We start from the raw sequence: 22029 nt of genomic DNA, 5'->3' as shown, positions 1-22029 counted from the left end.
CGAATACGTGAATATGTATTTTTTACTCGGAGCCGTCATTGGCGCTTTAATTTTATTTATCGATAACAAATTTTCGATAAATAAAAAGGTAAACTGGGGGATTATTCCTTTTATCAGTGTTGCTTGTGGTATGTGGTACTCACTCTCTCCTTCTATCGGCGACTATGGCAGTATTATTTATTACGTCGTTATTCTCGTCATCACCTTTTTTATTACCCGTAATGTTGTCAAGGCTAGTAAAGCGGGCTATAAACGTTATCAACGTTTACAAAATGAAGGCTCATCAAAGTTTAGTGCGTTTCTTAAAACTCTTATAGGTATGCTGATCGCCACTTGCCTATTTGCAGGGTTCTTCATCGACATGCGCGTATTTTTTATCGCATTTGTCTTAGCCTTTGTATTTAAAGCGATTGAAAATACGCCAACCAAGCGCTTTTTAAAATTTCAGAAAAACTTAGCCACCTCTAAAATACGCTCAATGGCGATGGGCCTTGTGGAGGTTGAAGGGAAAATCACTGCGGGTACTGTAATTAAAAGTCAGTTAGGTAATAAAACCTGTTACGGCTCATTTTATTTTGAATATTCCATATCAAAAGATAAAGACGGTAAAAAGAGTTATACCTTACAAAATAGCAAATGCAACATGCATAGCTTCACTCTTACGGATGATACTGGTTCGGTAAAAGTAGAGTGCGATCCAGACTATTTTGTTTACCCTGGCTTAGAACCACATATGGATATTGAAAGCGGTAATCGCCGTTACAAAGAATATTTACTTGAAGCAAACCGCAGTTATTTATTAATTGGTACAGCAGATGCCAATGAAAAAGGCGAATCGATTATTATACGTAAGGCACCTCATATGCTATTAGGCGTCTCGCCCTCAGACTATGTCGTTCGTTGGAACAAAACAGGTCCATTACGTCGAAATTTAGCTATTACCGCCATGATTGCACTTTTTCTGATTGGTGTGATTTTAGTTACGCCAATGGATTATCAAAACGGGCTGCTAAATATGCATTTCGACCAGATCTCATTATTCGGTGATAACTAACATGGAAAAGCTTATTTTTTTCATTATTATCGCTGTTATTAGCTATATTTTTATACGCTATATAATTAATATTTATAATAATATTGTATTTTTAAAAAACAATTGCCATAAAGCATTTGCGAATATAGATGTGCTATTAAAGAAGCAAGTTGAATTAGTTCCTATATTAACTCAAGTTGCAGATAAAGCGATGGCACATGAAAAACAGCTGTTTAGCGAGTTAATTGCCAGCCGTCAGCGCTATTTATCCAGTACCGCTATTGAAACCAAAGTCGATACTGCAAACCAATTTCCAGCAAAAATAAAACCGCTGATTGCTATCGCTGAAAACTATCCAACGCTGATAAGTAAAGGGGTGTTACTGGAATTGCAAACACAAGTAAAACATGTTGAAGACCAAATTGCAGACCGACGTGAGTTTTTCAACCAAACCGTCACACTCTACAATACAGATATTCATGTTTTCCCCAATGTTATTTTTGCCAGGTTATTTCGTTTTAAAGATATCCCCCTACTATTTAGTAAACAGGAGCGCTTACAATGATAAGTATCCCTTTTTCTTGGTTTGGTTTCACGGATTGGCTTATTGAACAAGAGGCTGGGCTAATCATTATGTTTGCGACATTTGGTACGCTACTGTTAACTTTTGTCGTGCTTACCATCCTCAATATTTTCGGGTTAAAAAAGTACTCACTCTATATTGCTGGCGCGTTATTGTGCTCCATTTTCATAAGCATGATGATCATGATCCCACTATTGCTCCTTTTCAGTATTGAAAATTCGATTAAGCTGCAACTTGTCTGGGTTGTCATTGTTGCCAGTTGCTTAATTTCATTTTTAAGCAACCGACATTATTTAGATATCTACTTCAATTCCATTGAAAAGAAAGCGAATAAAGAAGTCAAAAAACAAAATAAGAAACGTAAAAAATAGCACCGGCTCTATTTATATTAAACTTGCTCTGCTTCTAATCTTTTCACATAACGGTAATGTGAAAATGTCACTAGCAACGCTATAAAGGCAATTAATGCCCCTAATATAAACCCACCTGAATAACCTACCGCTGCCGTTAAACCAACAAGCATCATCGAACTGACTAATTCGCCAATATCCCGCGTACTTTGTACTGCGGTCATGTCAGTACCCGCTTGCTGATAGCGTGATGCAAATTGCATTCCCGCCGTCATTATCGCGACTGATGTGATCCCCGCAGATAATGAACCAAATGTAATACAAAGTGCCACTAAGCTAATTGACACGCCACTAAAGGATTGTAACAACCACAATAATGAAGAGAGTAAAGCAAATAATAGACCAAATGAGAAAGCACGCCACACACCGGTTTTACCGATTAACCACGCCCCACCACCACAACCCAGTACTAATGTGACCATGCCACCAGCCATGCCCATTTTACCAATTTGCGCTAATGACCAACCAGCATCATTTAAGAATAGTTTGGCTAAACCAAAACCGGAAACAGCCGTTACCGCAGAAAGTAAAGTTAATAACAGTAAACGCGGAGCACCACGACGTTTTACTGTTTTTAATAGACTCGCTTTCTCGTTCATTTCCTGTGTTATTGATGGTGTTTTTAATGGGCAGACACTAATAAACAATAAACTAAGTAACGGTACACAAGCTAAAACCCCTAAGGCAAGCTGCTGACCAAAACTTTCACTCATGATCATCAACCCTGCACCGCCAATAAAAAACCCTGCCATCACCCCAGCTATCTGCACCGCATTAATTTTTGATAACATTGTGCCACTGACTTGCTCAGCAGCCATGCCATCTGTTGCAATATCTTGGGTAGCACTAGCAAGTGAAGCGACAAACAACAAGACAATACAAGGGAAAGCATTCGCAACCGATAGCCCGATGGTACTTAACGCAAACATCGTTACCGTGACAATAATTTGCATTGGAATAATCCAACTTTTACGACGACCTAAACGTTTCCCCCAATGGTTATCAACAAACGAAGCCCATAAAAATTTCACCACCCATGGCAAACCGACTAATGGCAAAAAAGCTAATGCTTTCAGTTCTCCTCCGTCATGGCGTAAAAAGGTAGGCAACGCATCCATTGCTATCCCCATCGGTATCCCTTGCGCAAGATAAAGTAACCCCAAAGTCACCACTAACTGTTTATTTTGTAATAGATCTTTCATACTCACTCCGCGCACGTTTTGCTGTGCCTAACAATTTTCGACAACCGAATAAAATACATAAAAGCCCTATTCCGCCACATAACAAAACGAGATTGATACGAGAAAAAGGCAACGAACTAAACAGATAGGAGGCTATAAATGCAAATAGCAACAAAGCAGCAGAGAATAAAAGGCATGCCTGCAAGCTCAACTGTACATTTTTGCAGAGTAGACTCGCAGTACATGCTATCCCCCAGCCGATAAAAAAATGTATTGGTAACAATGAAGTGAACCATGGCACTGCCGCTAATAGTGCACATGCGGACAACAGCAATCCCCCACAACTGCCCACAATGAACCTTGCCGCTAGGCTATGATTTTTTTTCCAACACCACATAGCTAGGCCAACAGAAATCAATATCAGCCCACTCAAGCCCGCGATAAAATGCAGGTAACTCAATGTGTTACTTATTTTAGGTAGCCATTGATATTGCCCATAATGCAAGGGTTGGATGGCAATAAAAGCACGAGTCCAAATACCTTGCATTGCAGAATCCCGCACTGCAACTAACTGGCGTTTTTTACTATCAAATTGATATTGTTCGAAATTAGAAGTAGATAACTGCCCATTACGCACACCACCAATCACCCACATTTCACCTTGCTTGAACAAAGTTTGAGGTATAAAGCTAGGGACTGTTTGCTGTAATGCGCTGACTGCCGCAGTGATTGAGCTTTCAGCCACAGGTACGGGTGTTTTTAGTGGCTCAAACTCCCCCATCAGAGCTTTCATGATAATTTGTGGATTATCCGGTGCAGCCCTTTCACCGAGGGAAACGGTTCCGAGCGCCCCTAGCCCCGATAACGCGCCGGTAAACGCAAATAAAACCAACCACGGATAACACCATAGGCCAAGCCAGCTATGTAAATCGTGAAGCAACACTCTCAAGTGTGTAACACGCGGCAAGCGCACCATAGTGGCTATTCTACGGCGCTGTATTACTAGACCTGTAATTAATAAGACAGCTAATGCAAAACCAAATAAACTGATAAGAATGCGCCCAGGAAAGTCTATAAATAAGTTTTTATGTAATGTCACTAGCCACATTGTCGGGCTGTCTAATACAACCAATTCACCGTTAATCGCGCTATAGCTTAGCTCACAACTTCCCTGACTCTGGCAAAAAGTGATCACTGGGTTATGCTGTTCCGGCAATTGGATCATGGTTGCACTTGGTTGCAATGCAAGGAGCTGTTCAAGTGGTAGTAACTCACCTGAAAGTGGCACCTTGTTTCCCCATAACCTCAATGCATCACTGCCTAAGCTCCAACATCCTGTAAATAGGATCACAAACAAAAAAACGCCAAATAGCACCCCCGCACTGCGATGTAATTGGTCTAAACGACGAGTGAGAGAAAGAGGCTGTTTATTCTTCATATCCATCCCCTCATCATTAAAAAAAGCGGCAATGGCCACCAGCTATAGCTGCGTACTAATATTTGCCGCCAATTTGATGCGCTGAGGTTATAAACCAATAACCCCATTGAGGTGATAACACTTAGAAATATCGCACCATATAAGCGTTCGAGGGGCTCTGCTGATGGATAAAAACGTGCTATCAACATCGATAGCACGATCCCACTGAACAAAGTGCCAATAACTGCTAGGCAACTGACTAATTTCATTAAAAATCGGCCTTCAATGTAAACATCACATTACGTGGGTCACCATAGCGGTTATTCCATTGAGGAGAGAACAACCCTGAGTAATAACGACGGTCGAACACGTTATTAACGTTAACGGCAGCCGTCCATGTTTCATCGATTTGATAGCCTAAACGGGCATTAAAAATGGCATATCCACCTTGGCGTAAAGTCACATTACCGTTACTTGTACTGTATGCACTTTGAGCTTGCATGCCACCACCCAAGCTCCATTTGCGCTCATTCCAAGGCAAGTCATAGTTCGACCAAACTCGCAACATATGTCGCGGGGTCAATGTGTTATAGGACTCGCCTTTGTTCTGGCTGTCATCACGATATTTGGTATCCGTATAGGTGTAACCCACTGATACATCCCAGAAAGGTGTTAGATAGCCAATCCCTTCCAATTCAAATCCTTGACTACGTACTTTCCCACCGCTGATAAAGTAATTATTAAACCCGCCGGTCGGGTGTGCAGGGTCAATTTGTGGGTTATTTTTAATATCAATTTGGTAAATAGCACCTGATAGATTTAATCCGCCATTGAATAGTGCGCCTTTGACACCCGTTTCAAGCGTTTGCCCTTCAACAGGTTTGAGCATTTTTCCGCTCCACGTTTTCCCTGTCTGTGGCTGATAAACTGTTGAATAGCTGCTATACCATGACCATTGCGGCGTAAAATCCCAAATCACACCACCGTAGGGAGTAAGGCGGCCATTTTCAGTGAAGTTTGCTGTTGGTGTTTTCACATCCCACCAGCTATCACGCACCCCCGCAATAACAGTAACAGGTTCGATCACTTTGATACGTCCCATCCCGTATAGACCCTTTTGTGTCGTTTTGGTTGGCCCTGCGGAGCTATAAGCGCCAACATTAGGTTTTGGTACACTGTGAGGGTCCCAACGATACACATTCACTGGCACATTTAAGGCGGGGTCTAAATCTGCGCTATATTGCTTTTCACTAGCATGAGAATAACTTGCACCGACAACCACATCATGGGTTAACCCCCATGCGTCTACTTTACCGTTTAAACTGGTATCTAAGCTGGTTTGTTCGTTACGGAATTTATACGCTCCCCCCATTAACATTGCGCCATCACCAGTTACAGGGTCGATATTTCCCCATGCTCCTGCGTACAATAATCGGGCATTTACATGTTGATACTCTGCGTTAAGCTTATATTGCCAATCATCATTGATTTTATGTTCAATACCCGCAAATGAACGGGAGGTGTCCCACTTGAAGCGGTCCCAATCCACATCTAAATAGGTTTTACGCGGTAGATGTAAATCACTGCCATCTTTACCGAAAGGAACACCCGCCATATTGGTAACAGAATCAATCGTTTGGAATTGTGCCCCCATACGCAGTAAAGTATCTGGGGTAATATCGATCTCAACAGTACCGTACATCAACCGTGTTTGCTGGTCAGAAACATCATAAAAATAATCTTTATCTTCCCACGCCATAACAAACCGTCCGCGCACTGAACCTGACTGATTCAGTAGCCCCCCAACATCTACTTCCCCACGATAACGCTCCCAACTTCCCGCACTTAAGCTCAACTTAGCCATATTTTTTTTTGGCGCATGTTTGCGAACCATATTGACGGTTGCCGCGGGGTTTCCCATACCATGCAATAGGCCATTCGAGCCTCGTAGAATTTCGACCCGCTCGTATACCGCCATATCTTGAGGTGAGCTCGCCATATTCCCTAATAACGCAGGTACACCATCAATTTCAAATGAGTCAATCTGGAAACCACGAACATAATAAGCGGTGGTTAACTTCACATAAGGCGCACTGGTTACCCCTGTAGCACGTTGCATTACATCATCAAGGGTTTGTAAGTTTTGTTTTTCAATTTGTTCTCTATCAATCACGCTAACAGATTGCGCCACTTCTCGCGGCTTGAGTGCCATTTTTCCAAGTGTCGTCACGCCCGGTGCAACATAGTCATCATCAGTCTCTGAGGATGCGGTCACTTGTATAACATCCTGTTTCGGTTGCATAGGTGCTGCATTCACCATCGCAGACCAACTCACTGTTGCACACAAAAGGGCGCAAGGTGTTAAGCGGAATATTCCGCGTGACTTAATGTTATAAACGGACAGCATTTTCCACCCTAAAAAAGTTAAATGATAATTGTTATCAATTTAGCAATTAATGTGATGGGTTACTTTCGACCGCCGGAATTTGTCTATCGTTATCCGGCGTACACACTGTTATTTTTTGAGTTGATTAGGTGAAATACCAAAGCGTTTGCGAAATGCAACGGAGAAATGAGCGGGGGTATAGCCGACTTGGTAAGCCACTGTTGAGATATTCGCATCATTCATACTCAGCAGTTGAAAAGCTGTTTCTAAGCGGTACTCCTGCAACCAGCCATAAATACTATTACCGAATAATTGACGGAAGCCTTGGGTAAGTTTACGGGTATTGATCCCTAGTCGTTTCGCCAGTTCATCTAAACTGGGCGGAGATTCCATTTCCTGAATCAATATCGTTTTTGCCATGTGCAGGCTATCAATATCTCGCTGCCGTAATGTGCCTATAACCGCCGAGTTCGCACTAGATAACGAATGATGTAAGCATAATGCCGTAATTTCTGACACTTTAGCACTTAAATATAGATGACGTAATGACGAATGAGTTGGGCAAGCAAATAATTGATGAGTGATTGCGAGTATATTAGGAGGAATAACCAACTGTAATAGCTTTGGGGCGCTAGGGTGATAGCACGTATCAGGTAAACTTAATTGCTGAGCCTCTAACCATTCAGGAGAGATATCAATCATGGTGTATTTCATGATTTGTTGGCCATAAAATTGATTATTCAGTAAATAATTTTGCTGGCTGCTCGATAAAATCAATGAAGGTGAATTGACCTCCACATTTTGTCCCGCACTACTACGGCAACCCATTGCCCCTTGATGGATAGCCACAATTTTGAGCCCAGCGGCTTGTTCTTCTTCAATACCTAAATCACGGTTAATCAGAAACTCACCGCGGCGGATCCGGATAAATTCACCAACAGATTGTTCTTCACGGGCTGAATGTGCTTGTGTGAATTTATCTTCAATACGCTGCTGCATAGGGCTCTTACCTAGACGAATAAATAAACAGTATAGTGACAAAAAAACACCAAGATAACAATAATTATCATTCGCAATAAATAAAGAGGAAATTAATTATTTTAAATTGAAGATTTGACTGTAGCTTTTAGGGTTCAAACGCAAATAAAGAATCAATGTTACTAATACAAAAATCACATGCATTGCCCATACCCATGTAAAACTCTGGCTCAATTGCTGTATCCACGCGGCGCATAATGGCCCAAAGGCTGCAATAATAAATCCTCCAGCCTGCATCAAGGAAGTCAATGCGCCTGCGCTAACGGGATGAGGCAAATGATCTAAAGCAGTAATAATACTTAATGCAAAGCAGCCGCCTAGCCCCATACCTAATAACGCGACCCATAAAAGTGGCACATCGCTGGCAAACAGCATCAACCCAGAAAAACCAAGAGCTTGGCAACTGAGCGTGACAATCAGCCAAAAACGACGATCAATATTATGCGAAGCAAACACGGGGATCATGAGTGCAGATAACGCCTGAAACACCGTTAATATGGCAACAAAAGTGCCACTTTGTGCAGCACTCATTCCCTGTTCTTGGAAAAAAGGCGCTAGCCAAGTCACTACGGTGCCATAGCCCGCATTAATCAGCCCAAAACCTGCCATCAACAACCATGCTCTCGGTCTTCGTAAGAATGTCAACACTGAGACCTGCTCTGCTTTTGAGCCCCGCTCCGTGTGTACATTCGCCCAAATAGCCAACAGCGCCAACAAAGCAGGGAAAGCAAGCCATGCTAAGGCACTCTGCCAATGGCCTGTCATTTCTTCAACCAAAGGCGTGATCTGTGCACCAATAGCTCCCCCTGCCATTAACGTGGCTGAATATAATCCTGTCATCATCGCCATTTTTTGGGGGAAATTCGCTTTGATGAGCCCAGGAAATACCGACTGGATATAAGCCGCACCCACTCCACATAAAAAAGCGGTTAATAATAAAGCTGCACCATCAACAACAAAGTAACGAGCGAGTGAACCGACCAGCAGTAATAGCATTGCGCTACTGATACCCGCACGTTCACCTATTCGTTGGTTTAGCATTGGTACAACCAATGCGCCAACCCCCATCAATAACATGGGTAACAATGTTAAAAGCGAAATGCTTTGATAACTCATCCCTGTCGTTTGAATGATATTGTCGATAACAGGCCCTGGGCCCGTCATAAAGGGGCGTAAGTTCACCCCGACTAAAACAATGGTCAGTACTAACGCCAGCGAAGATGGTGCCGCTTTACTCATTTAGATTGCCGTTCCCACCACTGTTGGTACAGTGTACTGCGCGTTTCATCATTGGGTTTTAGTTGCTCAAACCGTAAACCTGATTGTTGCTCAGGAACGACCCTCAGCGCTTTTGCAATCGCATCTGTAGAAAGCCCAAAAGGTGCGGCGTCATCATTTGAATAGGCGTAGACGACCCGAGAGATACCCGCCATTCGCATCGCGGCCAAGCACATCGGGCAAGGCTGCCCACTTGCATAAACCACACAGTCATCTAATTTCACGCGGCTTAATTTTTGCCCTGCTTGACGCAATGCCATTAGCTCCGCATGGGCGGTTGGGTCATTGAGCTCAAGTATTTGATTAACGCCACTCGCAACAACTTGCCCATCACAGACAATAATTGCGCCAAAAGGCCGCCCGCCAGCTCGCACGTTTTCCATTGCTAAGTTGATAGCTTGTTGTAAAAATTGCGTATCCGACATTATTTCGCTCCTGAATTCTCAAGAATTTCAATCAAGTTACGGTAACCTTTACTTTTTGCCAACGTCAGCGGTGATATCCCCGAACCATCAGCTAAGTTAACATCTGCGCCACCTTTGATTAATTCAGTGACAATTTGTGCATACTTATCGCTACCATCACCCAAAATAATCGCTTCAATTAGTGCCGTCCAACCCAACCGATTAACATGATTGACGTCAACACCCGCATCAATCAAGGTTTTAACCGTTGCAACATGTCCACGTTCTGCCGCAGGGATCAAAGCAGTTCCCCCGTAGCGATTGATACTTTTTAAATCAGCGCCATGTTGTAGAGTCAATATTAGTATCTCTTGCAAACCACGCGCCCCTGCGTACAAATAAGGGGAATCTTGCATATTATCCCGTGCATTAACGTCCGCACCTTGCTCAATCAAAAAACGGGCAACTTCAAGATGGTTTTCATGGGTTGCCGCCATCAACGCAGTACGTTGGCGTGAATCGCGCTGTTCAATATCCACACCTTGCTCAACTAAGGACTTAACACCTTGTAAGTTACCTTGCTCAGCCAATGATACCAAAGAGTTAGCTTGTGGGTTTGCCATACCTTTCCCCATAAATATCAATGAAATCATAAGAATGCTAGCTAAGTGAACCAACCATTTTGCACGTAAAAAGAATGTTTTCATGATTAATCTCCCCTATGACCCTTTAATCTACTGAAAAAGTATGCTATTTAAAAATTAAATAACTAAATGATTGGTATTTATAAAATGAATCCATTGCTCAATCTTGTTTTGTTAAAAACCTTTGTCACTGTTGCTGAAACAGGGAATTTCACCGTGGCTTCACAGCATTTAAATTCAACACAATCAACATTGAGTCAGCAAATCCAACGACTAGAAACTTTAGTCGGCCAGCCTTTATTTATCCGAGGGCACCGCATACTCACCTTAACCGAAACTGGAGAAGTTTTGTTAAGCTATGCAAAAAATATTTTGGCGCTAAATGATACCTTCTTTATGAAAATCACTGGCAATGCTGTCATTCAAACTATTCGGCTCGGCTTTCCTGAAGACCTCGCTTCTGGCCAAGTCACCCCGACACTGGCCGCATTTATGCAAGCTAACCCCAATGTGCGGTTAGAAGTCACGAGTGGCCTAAGCCGACAACTTCATCAGCGCTACCAACATGGCGAATTAGATTTAATTATTGTGAAACAGAAAAAAGGGGAATTTAAAAGTGATTACCATTGGCCGGAGCCTTTGTGTTGGCTAACAAGCAACCAATATAAACGTTTAAGTAATGATTCAGTACCTTTGGTGGTTTTTCCTGAAAACGGTCTCTACCGTAATGATATGTTCAAATTATTAGATAGTGAACAGCGTCCTTGGCACATAACTTATACTTGTTCTAGCCTTGCAGGTATTCAAAGTGCTATCGCAGATGGGTTAGGTGTTAGTTTATTACCTTTACGAGCAAAACTTCCTCAACATCGAATTTTAACAGAAGAAGAAGGTTTCCCAGCTGCTCAAGAAATGGAAATTGCCATGCATTTCCATGCTAATACCTCGGATATCATTACGCAACTCGCCGAGAAACTGGCACAACAATTGGGGGAACGCGAGTGATAAATAAACTGATTGAATTAGAAAAAAAATTACATAACAGTACTAACCGACAGAATAGCGATTTTCTTCGCGAGATATTACATGAGGATTTTTTTGAATTTGGTCGTTCTGGCTTTTCAACCGATAAACTCGATACCCTAGCGTCATTGGCTAATGAAACAGCTAAAACGATTTACGCCGAAAATTTCCACTGTTCGCAATTGAGTGATAATACGATGTTGATGACTTATATCAGTTTTGAACAACAAGATGGGGGTAAAACCAAGCTAACTAACCGCTCATCTATTTGGCTAAAAAATTCAGCAAACCAATGGCAATTAAGGTTTCATCAAGGGACACCCGCAAACCTATAGCCGCTTTTTTGCAATATCATAAACCTCGTTACGATTCCTTTTCCCCACAGTGACCACAATTATAATAAGCTGATTATCAACAACTTCGTATACTAAGCGATAACCCGATGCTTTCAGCTTAATCTTATAACAATTTTGCAGCCCACTGAGCCTTGCAGAAGGTATATGAGGGTTCTCAATCAGTAATTTTAGTTTCTTGGCAAATTGCTTCTGTATTGTTGCACCAAGCTTTTTCCACTCTTTTGCTGCATCATCCCTAAATTTAACTTTATAGAACCCTGTCATAAATAGCTATCCAAATCCACATCTACAAGCTTCTGGTTTTTCCTTGCGTTAACAATTTCAATAAGTTCTTTGTCTTCAATTTGTTCTAATAAATTTTCATATATTTCAGCTGGAACACAGTAAAATGCAGGCTTATTTCTATTCAAAATAGCCACAGGGAACCCCTCACCAGAATCCACTGTCGCCATAGGGTTTTTCTTCAGCTCACTAATGCTCGCCGTAACATCACTTAAAATAACTCGAGGCATTCCCAATCTCCAAAAGACCATTTAATAGGTCTTATTATAGTTTTATTTATTTTATAGGCAAGACGTCATTTATACCACGATATGAAATGCTAATTTCATTCTATTTTCACAAAAAAATCCCCCAGCAAGTCACCTCACTGGGGGATTTTAAAAGTAAAAACTTAACGAATGTTAATTACAGTACATCAACACAGTTCAGTTCTTTGAAAGCTTGTTCTAAACGAACAACCATTGAATCTTGTGCTTTACGCAGCCATACACGCGGGTCGTAGTATTTTTTGTTAGGTTTATCTGCACCTTCTGGGTTACCTAACTGACCTTGCAGATAGCCTTCGTTCTTTTTGTAGTACTGTAAAATACCATCCCAAGTTGCCCACTGAGTATCAGTATCGATGTTCATTTTGATAACACCGTAGCTAACTGCTTCTTTGATTTCAGCAGCACTTGAGCCAGAACCACCGTGGAATACGAAGTCTAAGCTGTTGTGTGGCAGGTTATATTTTTCTGAAACGTAGTCTTGTGAGTTGCGCAGAATTTTTGGCGTTAACTGAACGTTACCTGGTTTATAAACACCGTGAACGTTACCGAAAGAAGCCGCGATAGTGAAACGCGGGCTTACTGCATTCAGTTTTTCGTATGCATATGCAACATCTTCTGGTTGAGTATACAGCTCAGAACTGTCCATACCTGTGTTATCAACACCGTCTTCTTCACCACCAGTACAGCCTAGTTCGATTTCCAGAGTCATATCGATTTTAGCCATACGCGCTAAATATTTAGCACAGATTTCGATGTTTTCTTCCAGTGTTTCTTCTGACAGGTCAATCATGTGAGAAGAGAACAGTGGTTTACCGGTTTTCGCATAGTGTTTTTCACCTGCATCTAACAGGCCATCGATCCATGGCAGTAATTTCTTCGCACAGTGGTCAGTATGCAGAATAACAGGAACACCATAGTGCTCAGCCATTTGGTGTACATGATAAGCACCAGAGATCGCACCTAAAATTGCAGCTTGTTGGCCTTCAGCTTTCAGGCCTTTACCTGCGATAAATGCAGCACCGCCATTAGAAAACTGAACAATAACTGGAGCACGAACTTTAGCGGCCGCTTCAAGTACGGCGTTAATTGAATCCGTACCAACACAGTTCACCGCTGGCAATGCAAAGTTATTTTCTTTAGCAACTGCGAAAACTTTCTGTACATCATCACCAGTAAGAACACCCGGTTTAACAAAATCAAAAATTTTAGACATGTGAAAAGGTCCTGTGGTAAACAGGCAGCCTACGCTACCTGTTGTGTATGAACAATTAATTACGCTTTAGCACGTTCTTCTAGCATCACAACGGCAGGGAGCTTTTTGCCTTCAACGAACTCAAGGAAAGCACCGCCACCAGTAGAGATATATGAAATTTTGTCAGCAATGTCGAATAAATCGATAGCCGCTAGGGTGTCACCACCACCAGCGATAGAGAATGCGTCGCTATCAGCAATCGCTTTTGCAACGATCTCAGTACCTTTACGGAAGTTAGGGAACTCAAACACGCCTACTGGGCCATTCCAAAGAATGGTTTTGGCATTTTTCAGGATCTCAGCCAAACGCTGTGCAGATTCGTCACCCAAATCCAGAATTTGTTCGTCGTCTTTAATTTCAGTGCTTGCTTTCAGAGTTGCAGGTGCAGTTTCGGAGAACTCAGTTGCAACGCGAACATCAGTCGGTACTGGAATTTGGCAGTTTGCCAGTAATTTTTTCGCTTCAGGGATTAAGTCTGCTTCATATAATGAGCGACCAACATTGTTGCCTTCCGCTGCGATAAAGGTATTCGCAATACCGCCACCAACAATTAACTGGTCTGCAATTTTAGATAGAGAATCTAATACAGTCAGTTTAGTTGACACTTTAGAACCACCAACAATCGCAACCATTGGGCGAGCTGGGTTATCTAATGCTTTACCTAATGCTTCTAACTCACCACTCAGTAGTGGGCCAGCACAAGCCACTGGAGAGAATTTAGCAACACCATGTGTTGACGCTTGTGCACGGTGAGCCGTACCAAACGCATCCATCACATAAACATCACACAATGCCGCATATTGTTTTGACAGCGTTTCGTCGTCTTTTTTCTCGCCTTTATTAAAGCGAACGTTTTCCAGCACAACTAACTCGCCAGCTTCGATGTCAACACCGTTAAGGTAGTCTTTAACTAAACGGACTGGGTAATCCATTTTATCGGCCAGATAGTCAACAACAGGTTGCAGTGAAAACTCTTCGTTGTACTCGCCTTCGGTCGGGCGACCAAGGTGAGAAGTGACCATGACTTTAGCGCCTTGTTTCAGAGCAGCTTCAATTGTTGGTAATGAAGCACGAATACGCGCATCAGAAGTAACTTTGCCATCTTTTACAGGAACGTTTAAGTCAGAACGGATGAATACGCGTTTACCCGCTAAGTCTAAATCGGTCATCTTAATTACAGACATGGTGAATCCTCTCGTTGATTCTCTATAAAGTTTCCATCAGCGACTGTGCAAAACAATAAAGTTATCATGCCCTGCTGTCTGTCAGTCGCCAATTAGTTTAAACCTGTCGCTGCCATCGCTAATGTTGTGTCTAGCATCCGGTTAGCAAACCCCCATTCGTTATCACACCAAACTAGGGTTTTAATTAAATGTTTTCCACTAACTCGTGTCTGCGTACCATCAATAATAGCACTGTGTGGATCATGATTGAAATCCATCGAGACTAGCGGTAATTCTGTGTAGTCCACTATACCACGAAAATGCCCTTGTGCAGCGCTTCGCAGTAGTTGGTTGACTTTTTCAACACAAACATCGTCATGTACGGTAACACTCAAATCAATTGCTGTCACATTCGTCGTCGGTACACGAACAGAAATGGCTTCAAAGTGGTCTTTAAATTTCGGAAAAATTCGTGTAATTCCTGCGGCTAATTTGGTATCAACAGGAATGATAGACTGACTCGCTGCGCGAGTTCTGCGTAAATCTTTATGATAGGCATCGATAACGGGTTGGTCATTCATTGACGCGTGAATCGTCGTCACTGTCCCCGATTCAATCGAAAATGCCTCATCAAGTAATTTAATAATTGGAATAATACAATTGGTGGTACAAGAAGCATTGGAAACAATCTTGTCTTGAGCGGTTAGGCTTTCATGGTTAACACCATAAACGATAGTGGCATCAAGGTCGTCAGTACCCGGGTGAGAAAATAACACTTTTTTTGCCCCTGCCGCTAAATGCAGTAACCCATCATCCCGTGAGCCATAAGCCCCACTGCAATCTAAAACGACATCAATACCCAGCTCTTTCCAAGGCAACTCATGCAACTCACGTTGATGAAATAAACGAATATTATCATCACCAACTTGTAAAAGTGTTCCGTTAAGCCGTACATCCCAAGCAAAACGCCCATGGCTGGAATCATACTTCAGCAAATGCGCAATACCTTCAGGTTCAGCAAGTTCGTTAACCGCCACCACGATAATCTCTGCCCGACGGCCAGATTCATACAACGCTCTTAGAACACTTCGACCAATGCGGCCAAAGCCGTTTATTGCTACCCTGATTGCCATTCTACACCTTGTATCTGAGCAAAATCACACGGTTGCTAAGGATAACTGACTCACACCAACTCTACTGCTCATTTTAGCTGTCAAACATCAAAAGTGTGCTTCAACCGACATTTTTAAAAAATATTTTCATTCAGCAACACACAACTGAAACGGTTCAGCTTATCTAAGGTTAGATTAAGGGATATATTTACAGAACGCAATAGAAAATCCTATATTGGTGCACAAAAAAACAACGCCTAGCTTATCACTAGGCGTTGTTCTGCAAGATAATTAGAAATGAGAACCAAAATTCGGGACTCATTCCTTCTTATTTTATTTCAGTAAAGATTTAGCAGATTCAACCGCTTTCTCTACTGTAATACCGAATTCTTTAAACAGAACTTCGGCTGGAGCAGATTCACCAAAGGTATGCATACCGATGATGGCACCGTTTAAACCAGTGTACTTGAACCAGTAATCTGCAATACCCGCTTCGATAGCAACACGTGCTGTCACATTGGCAGGTAAAACAGCTTCGCGGTATGCCGCATCTTGTTTATCAAATGCATCAGTTGATGGCATAGAAACAACACGGACCTTACGGCCTTCTGATGTTAATTGCTCAGCCGCTTTAACGGCCAGTTCCACTTCAGAACCTGTAGCAATAAAGATTAACTCAGGCGTGCCTGCGCAATCTTTCAGAATGTAAGCCCCTTTCTCAATATTGGCTAATTGCTCAACAGTACGAGGTTGTTGCTCTAAATTTTGACGAGAGAAGATTAATGCGCTTGGGCCATCTTTACGTTCGATAGCATATTTCCACGCCACAGCAGATTCAACTTGGTCACAAGGGCGCCATGTGCTGACATTTGGTGTCACACGCAGACTTGCCAGTTGCTCAACCGGTTGGTGAGTTGGGCCATCTTCACCCAGACCAATAGAGTCGTGAGTATAAACAAAGATGCTACGCACTTTCATCAGTGCTGCCATACGAACCGCATTACGTGCGTATTCAACGAACATCAGGAATGTCGCACCGTAAGGAATGAAACCACCATGTAACGCGATACCGTTCATGATAGCTGACATACCAAATTCACGAACACCATAGTGAATGTAGTTGCCCGCTGGGTCAACGTTCAGTGCTTTGGAGCCTGACCACATGGTTAAGTTACTTGGCGCTAAGTCCGCAGAACCGCCCATAAATTCAGGTAATACTTTACCAAATGCTTCTAATGCATTTTGTGATGCTTTACGGCTTGCGATATTTGCTGGGTTTTGTTGCAGATTTTCAACAAATTGTTTCGCATCCGCGTCAAAGTTAGCAGGTAATTCACCATTCATACGACGAGTGAATTCCGCAGCTAGTTCAGGGAATTGCGCTGCATACGCGGCGAATTTTTTATCCCATGCGCTTTGTTTTTCTTTACCTGCAGTACGAGCATCCCAAGCTTCATAGATATCTTTAGGAATTTCGAATGGGCCGTAGCTCCACCCCAGAGCTTCACGAGTTGCTGCAATTTCAGCATCACCTAAAGGCGCACCGTGAACAGACTCAGAACCCGCTTTGTTTGGTGAACCAAAACCAATAATAGTTTTACACATAATCAGTGTTGGTTTATCAGTTTGGCTTTTCGCTTCATTCACTGCCGCGTTGATCTGTGATGCATCATGGCCGTCGATATCACGGATAACATGCCAACCGTAAGATTCGAAACGTGCAGCGGTATCGTCAGTAAACCAACCTTCAACTTCACCATCAATAGAGATACCGTTGTCATCATAGAATGCGATCAGTTTATTTAATTTCAGTGTACCCGCTAAAGAACACGCTTCGTGCGAGATACCTTCCATCATACAACCATCACCCATGAACACATAAGTATGGTGGTCAACAACGTCATGGTTAGGGCGGTTAAATTGCGCTGCTAATGTACGTTCTGCAATCGCAAAACCCACTGCATTTGCAATGCCTTGGCCTAAAGGACCGGTTGTTGTTTCAACACCTGGAGTATAGCCATATTCTGGGTGGCCCGGTGTTTTAGAGTGTAATTGGCGGAAATTTTTTAACTCTTCAATAGATAAGTCATAACCAGTGAGGTGCAGTAAGCTATAAATCAACATTGAGCCATGGCCGTTTGACAGTACAAAACGGTCACGATCTGCCCAGTGTGGGTCAGCTGGGTTATGATTCATATGGTCACGCCACAGTACTTCAGCAATATCAGCCATGCCCATTGGCGCGCCAGGATGCCCTGATTTTGCTTTTTGAACCGCATCCATACTTAGAAAGCGGATAGCATTAGCAAGGGTTTTACGAGTCGTCATCAGTATACTCCAGGTAGGATAAAAACGTACTTAAACCAATTTTTACAACGCAATACGGATAGTGCTACTTTAATTTCGCTGTAACATGAAAACATCAATTTAGCGATGTATCCCATATGTTCCCTACTTTAAGGAGCCATAGCACATCGACTACAAACTGAGCATTTCACGAATAGAGCGATTGAAAGTAACCCAATTCTACCCATACCGCAATATTTGCTATGTTCATGGCAGCAGATCGCTAATAAATTGAACTGCCGCAAAGCTGAATCCATTCCATTGCGCAAAATATCCCTTAATGCTTACATTTTTGCGCAAGTGACTAACCTTATTAAACCTGAGTTCAGTGTCTGGGATCAAGGTGATTTATGCATCTAGCGCATTTAGCTGCCACATTAGTGATAATTGGCAAAGTTTTAGACAAAAAAAGCCTCAATATGCCCGAATATTTTTGTTTGGGTTGAGTAAAACACCTAACCTTTCTAATGATTATTAATAGATAGAAGTAACATGAATTGAAAAAAAAACCAGTAACAATAAATATTACTGGCTAATCATATAATATGAAATTTTAAATCGGCTAATCGCAGTTGCCTATAGAATGGTATTTATCAAATATAACAATGTACTTACGGCTTTTTCTCTTTAAAGCTTCATGGCGAAATTCTTGTTGTGGTAAAAGATAAAGAACTAAAGGCTGCTCATCATCCTTTACTTCACAGCTTTCATGAACTAACACCCTAAAATAAGTATTACCCGTATTTTTTAATATGCCCGCATCCGCATCCATCGCATATTTAAATACAATATCTTTCGGCCTAACCACAAAGTAGGTTTCTAAACTAACTGTGGGGTAAAATAACGATTGCTGATTCTGAGAAGAGTCTGTTTCTACATCAAGCGCCGTTTCGCTGATCACAATCTTATAATAGCGTTCTTTATCATCCGTTTTACCGCGATAAAAAATCTTAAAATACTCTTGCTCCCCAGGTAATACGATTTTTTTTAATGGGGTAAAAATAATTTCCCCTTCTTCTATTGGCTTCCCTTGCTCTTTATTATCTGGCTTATCTATTTTGTATGCACTAAATGTATATAAATTCACCTTTTTCGTGTCATTGATATAAGACTTTGAAAAAAAGTTTTTGTTGGGCTCTAAAGATGAAATATCTGAGCTCAAATAAAGTGCATAGGCTTTACCAAAACATGAAAAAAGTAATAACAACAACGCGCTAGTCAATAGTTGGGGTACTATACGCTTCATCTTGTGAGTTCGAATCACACCAACCTTATAAATGGACATCTGGCCCCGTCCAAATCGCTTTCACGACAACAGTTCCACTCGCAGACACCGTTCCTAACCAATCGATGCCATCTAACGTAAATAATGAGTTAGAATCATTCATAGGAAAACGTAAATCCAAATTAGTACGATAGAATGACCCTAAATCTTGGTTAGGAATATCCCACGGAGTTTCCGCCCACAACGCATTATTCATTGATATTTCGGTACCATCACAATTTGAGCGATAAGACTCTTCGATACCTGAAGCATTTTTAAATGACAAGTAAGCTGAAAACGGAACACGAAATTTGTCATCATCGGAGCTGAACAAACAAAAGTTTTGTCCGTTAACATTCACTGTCGGCCCCTCGACTCTTGCAGTGATCGCGTCTGCTTGTCGAGGGCCACTTGTCGTCACAATATAATTAAACTCAATTGGTGGTTCCGCTGGGCCAATTTTCCCAGTTTTTGACGGGTTAGGAATATAATCCGCAGGCACAATACTAATGCTGTAGTCCCTAGGCTTTATCACTAACTGGTTCGATGGCGTGAATTCATAATAGCCTGACTGTGGAGCAGCGGCAGGGTTCGTAAACGAAAACGTAAAAAAGTCTTGGCTATTGGTGAAATCAATATTGTTTGTCACTAATTGTTTGAAAAATGTATTAGAAAAAAAGATAGAAACATAGTTATTTGAACTTTTAAAATATGAGTTTGCTGCATAAGCCGAGTTGTAATTTCGCCAAACATTAGAACCGTCGTCAGGGCCTATTTTTATTGACGCAGCAGCAGGGGTAAATGGAATTAATGTTGAATTTACTTTTAATGTTAGCAACACATTCGCAAAAATATTGGCTTTCACATTGCCATTGCTCGATGAAACACCTGTACTCAACCATGTTGATAACGGTAATGAAAAATCGAGGCTAATAAATTTTTCATTCATACTTTTTTGGTCATCATAGTGATAACGCTGAACGCCTGTTCTTAACCCAATCGTACCGTAACGACCTGAAAACAATGTATTTGAATACTCATAGTTAATTGAATCACTACCAATACGTTTATCTTTTGTGCTACTAATAGTGAATGTTCCCGCTCGCTCAAATACCTTGTCAAAATTTAAAGTCGCGCCATAAGAATAGCTATCAGAGTCATAAATCGGTAATTCACCTTTTACTACGGCTTTTTCTTTCGAAGCCCAAACAGATCCATAGCCATCAGGTATATTTGTCGATAGCGTAGCAATATTTCTATGGCTTCCATGGTTTTCAATCATTCCCTGCCAAGACAGTGATACATACTGATTTAAAGAAAAGTTAATGCTGCTTTCATTAATTAAAAAATTGTCATAGCCATAATTAGACATCTGAATATTTAATCCAGATAAAACAGGAAAACCTTTTGCCACGGACGCACCGACTAAATAACTTTGCTTCAGTGGCTCACGTTTAGAATATTTTCCTCTTACATAACGTTTCTTATCGAAATCAACATATCCCCCATAGACTTCCCAATTTAATTTTTCAAAATTAGCGCCGCTAGTTCCAAAGGACTTATTAATTGTTTGATGTTGAGTCGTCACAATTTTACCATCTACAACGGTCTCAATCGTGACATCATAGATACCAAATGGAAGAATACTCGTGTCGACTTCAAAGCTACCCATCGGAAAATTTTGAATATTTAATAACTTTCCATCACGGTAAATACGAATCTCACCTGGACTATTTAAAAATACATAGATTGGTGTTAACGAATATTTTGAGTTCACCACGACACTAGATGCATTATTTCCTAGTGTAACTGCATAAATTTTACTGCTATTTAGTGTAGTTAGGCTCGCAATAGACTGTAAATTCCACGTACTCATTAACCCAATCGCATAACGTATTCCATTAAAATCGCGTTCATACATAACACGATATAATTCAATATCAGAGTTTGATTTACCAATGCTGTAAGCTGATGCATTAATGTTAATGTGGTGTTCGGCTATAGCCAACAAAGTATCTAAATTAAAATAGCTACTCGACGAATTTTTCCCTTTTTTTACCTGACTTCCAAAAACACCTAAATCATAATTAGCTACTGAAGAAAAATCATTTACCGATGAGTCACCTAGAGAAAATTGCCTAACTTTTTCTTTAGGCACAAAAGCATCTTGGTCAACATCGAGTGACAGATTAAATGAAGAAATATCTAACTGAAGTAATGCATCTTTATCAATCTTAATGTTATTTGATTCATTAAAAAAGTTATCCTTACTGTTTTCTAATTCATCTATCAATAATGAGCTTAACTTTGGTCCTTGGCTATTATCAATAAAATTAATATTCGCAAGTTTAATTTTTCCTTGTTCAACAATAATGATGGCATCAGCAATTTTATCTTCACTTTGATTTTTTTCTCTAGAAGTATTTAATCGTAAAAAAACAGGTACTGACATTCCCTCTTCCAGTGCCATAACAAAAGCTGGCGAAATAATATACCCTCCAACTTTAATACGTTTGATATCTTTAGCATAAACAACATTTGAAAAAATAAAGCTCATCATTGATAATGCAATAATATTTTTATGCATA

General features: G+C 41.3%; 21 protein-coding genes. 5 read left to right on the top strand and 16 right to left on the bottom strand.

From position 1 onward, the window contains the following. Nucleotides 1-13 precede the first annotated feature (13 nt). The 3 genes from M1F26_RS03745 to M1F26_RS03735 all read left to right on the top strand — a co-directional run bounded on the left by M1F26_RS03745 (nucleotide 14) and on the right by M1F26_RS03735 (nucleotide 1987). The gene (locus M1F26_RS03745; protein WP_180359528.1) at nucleotides 14-1054 is read left to right on the top strand and encodes a hypothetical protein; all 1041 of its coding nucleotides are present in this window, start codon (nucleotides 14-16) and stop codon (nucleotides 1052-1054) included. Between the two features lie 130 nt (nucleotides 1055-1184). Beyond that, nucleotides 1185-1598, top strand: coding sequence for a LemA family protein (locus M1F26_RS03740; RefSeq protein WP_237451589.1), 414 nt, complete (start codon nucleotides 1185-1187; stop codon nucleotides 1596-1598). Further along, a complete protein-coding gene (locus tag M1F26_RS03735; protein ID WP_094962165.1) occupies nucleotides 1595-1987 on the top strand; it encodes a hypothetical protein in 393 nt (130 codons plus the stop codon). The genes M1F26_RS03740 and M1F26_RS03735 overlap by 4 nt, the downstream gene beginning before the upstream one ends. Nucleotides 1988-2004: 17 nt before the next feature. Here M1F26_RS03735 and M1F26_RS03730 read toward each other — a convergent pair whose 3' ends face one another. From M1F26_RS03730 to M1F26_RS03695, 8 genes are all read right to left on the bottom strand, one after another. Then, nucleotides 2005-3228 carry a RhtX/FptX family siderophore transporter gene (locus M1F26_RS03730; protein WP_140172132.1) on the bottom strand — a complete coding sequence of 408 codons (1224 nt, stop codon included), beginning with the start codon at nucleotides 3226-3228 and terminating at the stop codon, nucleotides 2005-2007. Beyond that, nucleotides 3206-4645 carry a PepSY-associated TM helix domain-containing protein gene (locus tag M1F26_RS03725; RefSeq protein WP_140172131.1) on the bottom strand — a complete coding sequence of 480 codons (1440 nt, stop codon included), beginning with the start codon at nucleotides 4643-4645 and terminating at the stop codon, nucleotides 3206-3208. The genes M1F26_RS03730 and M1F26_RS03725 overlap by 23 nt, the downstream gene beginning before the upstream one ends. Next, nucleotides 4642-4893 carry a hypothetical protein gene (locus M1F26_RS03720; RefSeq protein ID WP_112307859.1) on the bottom strand — a complete coding sequence of 84 codons (252 nt, stop codon included), beginning with the start codon at nucleotides 4891-4893 and terminating at the stop codon, nucleotides 4642-4644. Before M1F26_RS03720 ends, M1F26_RS03725 begins: the two co-directional genes overlap by 4 nt. Continuing rightward, entirely contained in the window at nucleotides 4893-7031 is a 2139-nt protein-coding gene (locus M1F26_RS03715) for a TonB-dependent siderophore receptor (protein WP_140172130.1), read from the bottom strand. Before M1F26_RS03715 ends, M1F26_RS03720 begins: the two co-directional genes overlap by 1 nt. Nucleotides 7032-7139: 108 nt before the next feature. Beyond that, nucleotides 7140-8009, bottom strand: coding sequence for a helix-turn-helix transcriptional regulator (locus tag M1F26_RS03710; RefSeq protein WP_140172129.1), 870 nt, complete (start codon nucleotides 8007-8009; stop codon nucleotides 7140-7142). 96 nt (nucleotides 8010-8105) lie between these two features. After that, nucleotides 8106-9287, bottom strand: coding sequence for a cyanate transporter (locus tag M1F26_RS03705; RefSeq protein WP_096864804.1), 1182 nt, complete (start codon nucleotides 9285-9287; stop codon nucleotides 8106-8108). Beyond that, complete coding sequence (locus tag M1F26_RS03700; protein WP_140172128.1) at nucleotides 9284-9751, bottom strand: nucleoside deaminase; 468 nt, start codon at nucleotides 9749-9751, stop codon at nucleotides 9284-9286. Before M1F26_RS03700 ends, M1F26_RS03705 begins: the two co-directional genes overlap by 4 nt. After that, the gene (locus tag M1F26_RS03695; protein WP_140172127.1) at nucleotides 9751-10437 is read right to left on the bottom strand and encodes an ankyrin repeat domain-containing protein; all 687 of its coding nucleotides are present in this window, start codon (nucleotides 10435-10437) and stop codon (nucleotides 9751-9753) included. The genes M1F26_RS03700 and M1F26_RS03695 overlap by 1 nt, the downstream gene beginning before the upstream one ends. Before the next feature lie 84 nt (nucleotides 10438-10521). Between M1F26_RS03695 and M1F26_RS03690 the strand changes: the two genes are divergently transcribed. After that, the gene (locus tag M1F26_RS03690; RefSeq protein ID WP_180359520.1) at nucleotides 10522-11379 is read left to right on the top strand and encodes a LysR substrate-binding domain-containing protein; all 858 of its coding nucleotides are present in this window, start codon (nucleotides 10522-10524) and stop codon (nucleotides 11377-11379) included. After that, nucleotides 11376-11732, top strand: coding sequence for a DUF4440 domain-containing protein (locus tag M1F26_RS03685; RefSeq protein WP_140172125.1), 357 nt, complete (start codon nucleotides 11376-11378; stop codon nucleotides 11730-11732). Before M1F26_RS03690 ends, M1F26_RS03685 begins: the two co-directional genes overlap by 4 nt. Here the strand turns inward: M1F26_RS03685 and M1F26_RS03680 are convergent. The 8 genes from M1F26_RS03680 to M1F26_RS03645 form a co-directional block, all read right to left on the bottom strand. Next, nucleotides 11727-12017: a type II toxin-antitoxin system RelE family toxin gene (locus M1F26_RS03680; protein ID WP_140172124.1), complete on the bottom strand. Its 291-nt coding sequence runs from the start codon at nucleotides 12015-12017 to the stop codon at nucleotides 11727-11729. The genes M1F26_RS03685 and M1F26_RS03680 overlap by 6 nt on opposite strands. Beyond that, nucleotides 12014-12265 carry a type II toxin-antitoxin system Phd/YefM family antitoxin gene (locus tag M1F26_RS03675; RefSeq protein WP_140172123.1) on the bottom strand — a complete coding sequence of 84 codons (252 nt, stop codon included), beginning with the start codon at nucleotides 12263-12265 and terminating at the stop codon, nucleotides 12014-12016. The genes M1F26_RS03680 and M1F26_RS03675 overlap by 4 nt, the downstream gene beginning before the upstream one ends. A gap of 175 nt (nucleotides 12266-12440) precedes the next feature. Next, nucleotides 12441-13517: a class II fructose-bisphosphate aldolase gene (fbaA, locus tag M1F26_RS03670; protein ID WP_094962157.1), complete on the bottom strand. Its 1077-nt coding sequence runs from the start codon at nucleotides 13515-13517 to the stop codon at nucleotides 12441-12443. A 59-nt stretch (nucleotides 13518-13576) separates the two neighbouring features. Then, the gene (pgk, locus tag M1F26_RS03665; protein ID WP_004905385.1) at nucleotides 13577-14740 is read right to left on the bottom strand and encodes a phosphoglycerate kinase; all 1164 of its coding nucleotides are present in this window, start codon (nucleotides 14738-14740) and stop codon (nucleotides 13577-13579) included. Nucleotides 14741-14832: 92 nt separating this feature from the next. Then, a complete protein-coding gene (epd, locus tag M1F26_RS03660) occupies nucleotides 14833-15852 on the bottom strand; it encodes an erythrose-4-phosphate dehydrogenase (RefSeq protein WP_004905387.1) in 1020 nt (339 codons plus the stop codon). A gap of 312 nt (nucleotides 15853-16164) precedes the next feature. Continuing rightward, nucleotides 16165-18159 carry a transketolase gene (gene tkt, locus M1F26_RS03655; RefSeq protein WP_140172122.1) on the bottom strand — a complete coding sequence of 665 codons (1995 nt, stop codon included), beginning with the start codon at nucleotides 18157-18159 and terminating at the stop codon, nucleotides 16165-16167. Nucleotides 18160-18739: 580 nt separating this feature from the next. Continuing rightward, on the bottom strand, nucleotides 18740-19462 hold the full coding sequence (locus M1F26_RS03650) for a fimbrial protein (protein ID WP_227528901.1): 723 nt from the start codon (nucleotides 19460-19462) through the stop codon (nucleotides 18740-18742). Beyond that, a complete protein-coding gene (locus M1F26_RS03645; RefSeq protein WP_140172121.1) occupies nucleotides 19449-22028 on the bottom strand; it encodes a TcfC E-set like domain-containing protein in 2580 nt (859 codons plus the stop codon). Before M1F26_RS03645 ends, M1F26_RS03650 begins: the two co-directional genes overlap by 14 nt. Nucleotide 22029: the final 1 nt, after the last annotated feature.

This window comes from Providencia sp. PROV048 (assembly GCF_033688165.1).
Classification (GTDB): domain Bacteria; phylum Pseudomonadota; class Gammaproteobacteria; order Enterobacterales; family Enterobacteriaceae; genus Providencia; species Providencia hangzhouensis.
The sequence above is the reverse complement of the archived record's forward strand: the minus strand, read 5'-3'. Positions and strand labels throughout refer to the sequence as shown.

Coding starts and splice junctions, on each gene's coding strand:
- M1F26_RS03745 (WP_180359528.1), top strand. CDS start 14: ATGTATTTTTTACTCGGAGCCGTCATTGGCGCTTTAATTTTATTTATC.
- M1F26_RS03735 (WP_094962165.1), top strand. CDS start 1,595: ATGATAAGTATCCCTTTTTCTTGGTTTGGTTTCACGGATTGGCTTATT.
- M1F26_RS03730 (WP_140172132.1), bottom strand. CDS start 3,228: ATGAAAGATCTATTACAAAATAAACAGTTAGTGGTGACTTTGGGGTTA.
- M1F26_RS03725 (WP_140172131.1), bottom strand. CDS start 4,645: ATGAAGAATAAACAGCCTCTTTCTCTCACTCGTCGTTTAGACCAATTA.
- M1F26_RS03720 (WP_112307859.1), bottom strand. CDS start 4,893: ATGAAATTAGTCAGTTGCCTAGCAGTTATTGGCACTTTGTTCAGTGGG.
- M1F26_RS03715 (WP_140172130.1), bottom strand. CDS start 7,031: ATGCTGTCCGTTTATAACATTAAGTCACGCGGAATATTCCGCTTAACA.
- M1F26_RS03710 (WP_140172129.1), bottom strand. CDS start 8,009: ATGCAGCAGCGTATTGAAGATAAATTCACACAAGCACATTCAGCCCGT.
- M1F26_RS03705 (WP_096864804.1), bottom strand. CDS start 9,287: ATGAGTAAAGCGGCACCATCTTCGCTGGCGTTAGTACTGACCATTGTT.
- M1F26_RS03700 (WP_140172128.1), bottom strand. CDS start 9,751: ATGTCGGATACGCAATTTTTACAACAAGCTATCAACTTAGCAATGGAA.
- M1F26_RS03695 (WP_140172127.1), bottom strand. CDS start 10,437: ATGAAAACATTCTTTTTACGTGCAAAATGGTTGGTTCACTTAGCTAGC.
- M1F26_RS03690 (WP_180359520.1), top strand. CDS start 10,522: ATGAATCCATTGCTCAATCTTGTTTTGTTAAAAACCTTTGTCACTGTT.
- M1F26_RS03680 (WP_140172124.1), bottom strand. CDS start 12,017: ATGACAGGGTTCTATAAAGTTAAATTTAGGGATGATGCAGCAAAAGAG.
- M1F26_RS03675 (WP_140172123.1), bottom strand. CDS start 12,265: ATGCCTCGAGTTATTTTAAGTGATGTTACGGCGAGCATTAGTGAGCTG.
- fbaA (WP_094962157.1), bottom strand. CDS start 13,517: ATGTCTAAAATTTTTGATTTTGTTAAACCGGGTGTTCTTACTGGTGAT.
- pgk (WP_004905385.1), bottom strand. CDS start 14,740: ATGTCTGTAATTAAGATGACCGATTTAGACTTAGCGGGTAAACGCGTA.
- epd (WP_004905387.1), bottom strand. CDS start 15,852: ATGGCAATCAGGGTAGCAATAAACGGCTTTGGCCGCATTGGTCGAAGT.
- tkt (WP_140172122.1), bottom strand. CDS start 18,159: ATGACGACTCGTAAAACCCTTGCTAATGCTATCCGCTTTCTAAGTATG.
- M1F26_RS03650 (WP_227528901.1), bottom strand. CDS start 19,462: ATGTCCATTTATAAGGTTGGTGTGATTCGAACTCACAAGATGAAGCGT.
- M1F26_RS03645 (WP_140172121.1), bottom strand. CDS start 22,028: ATGCATAAAAATATTATTGCATTATCAATGATGAGCTTTATTTTTTCA.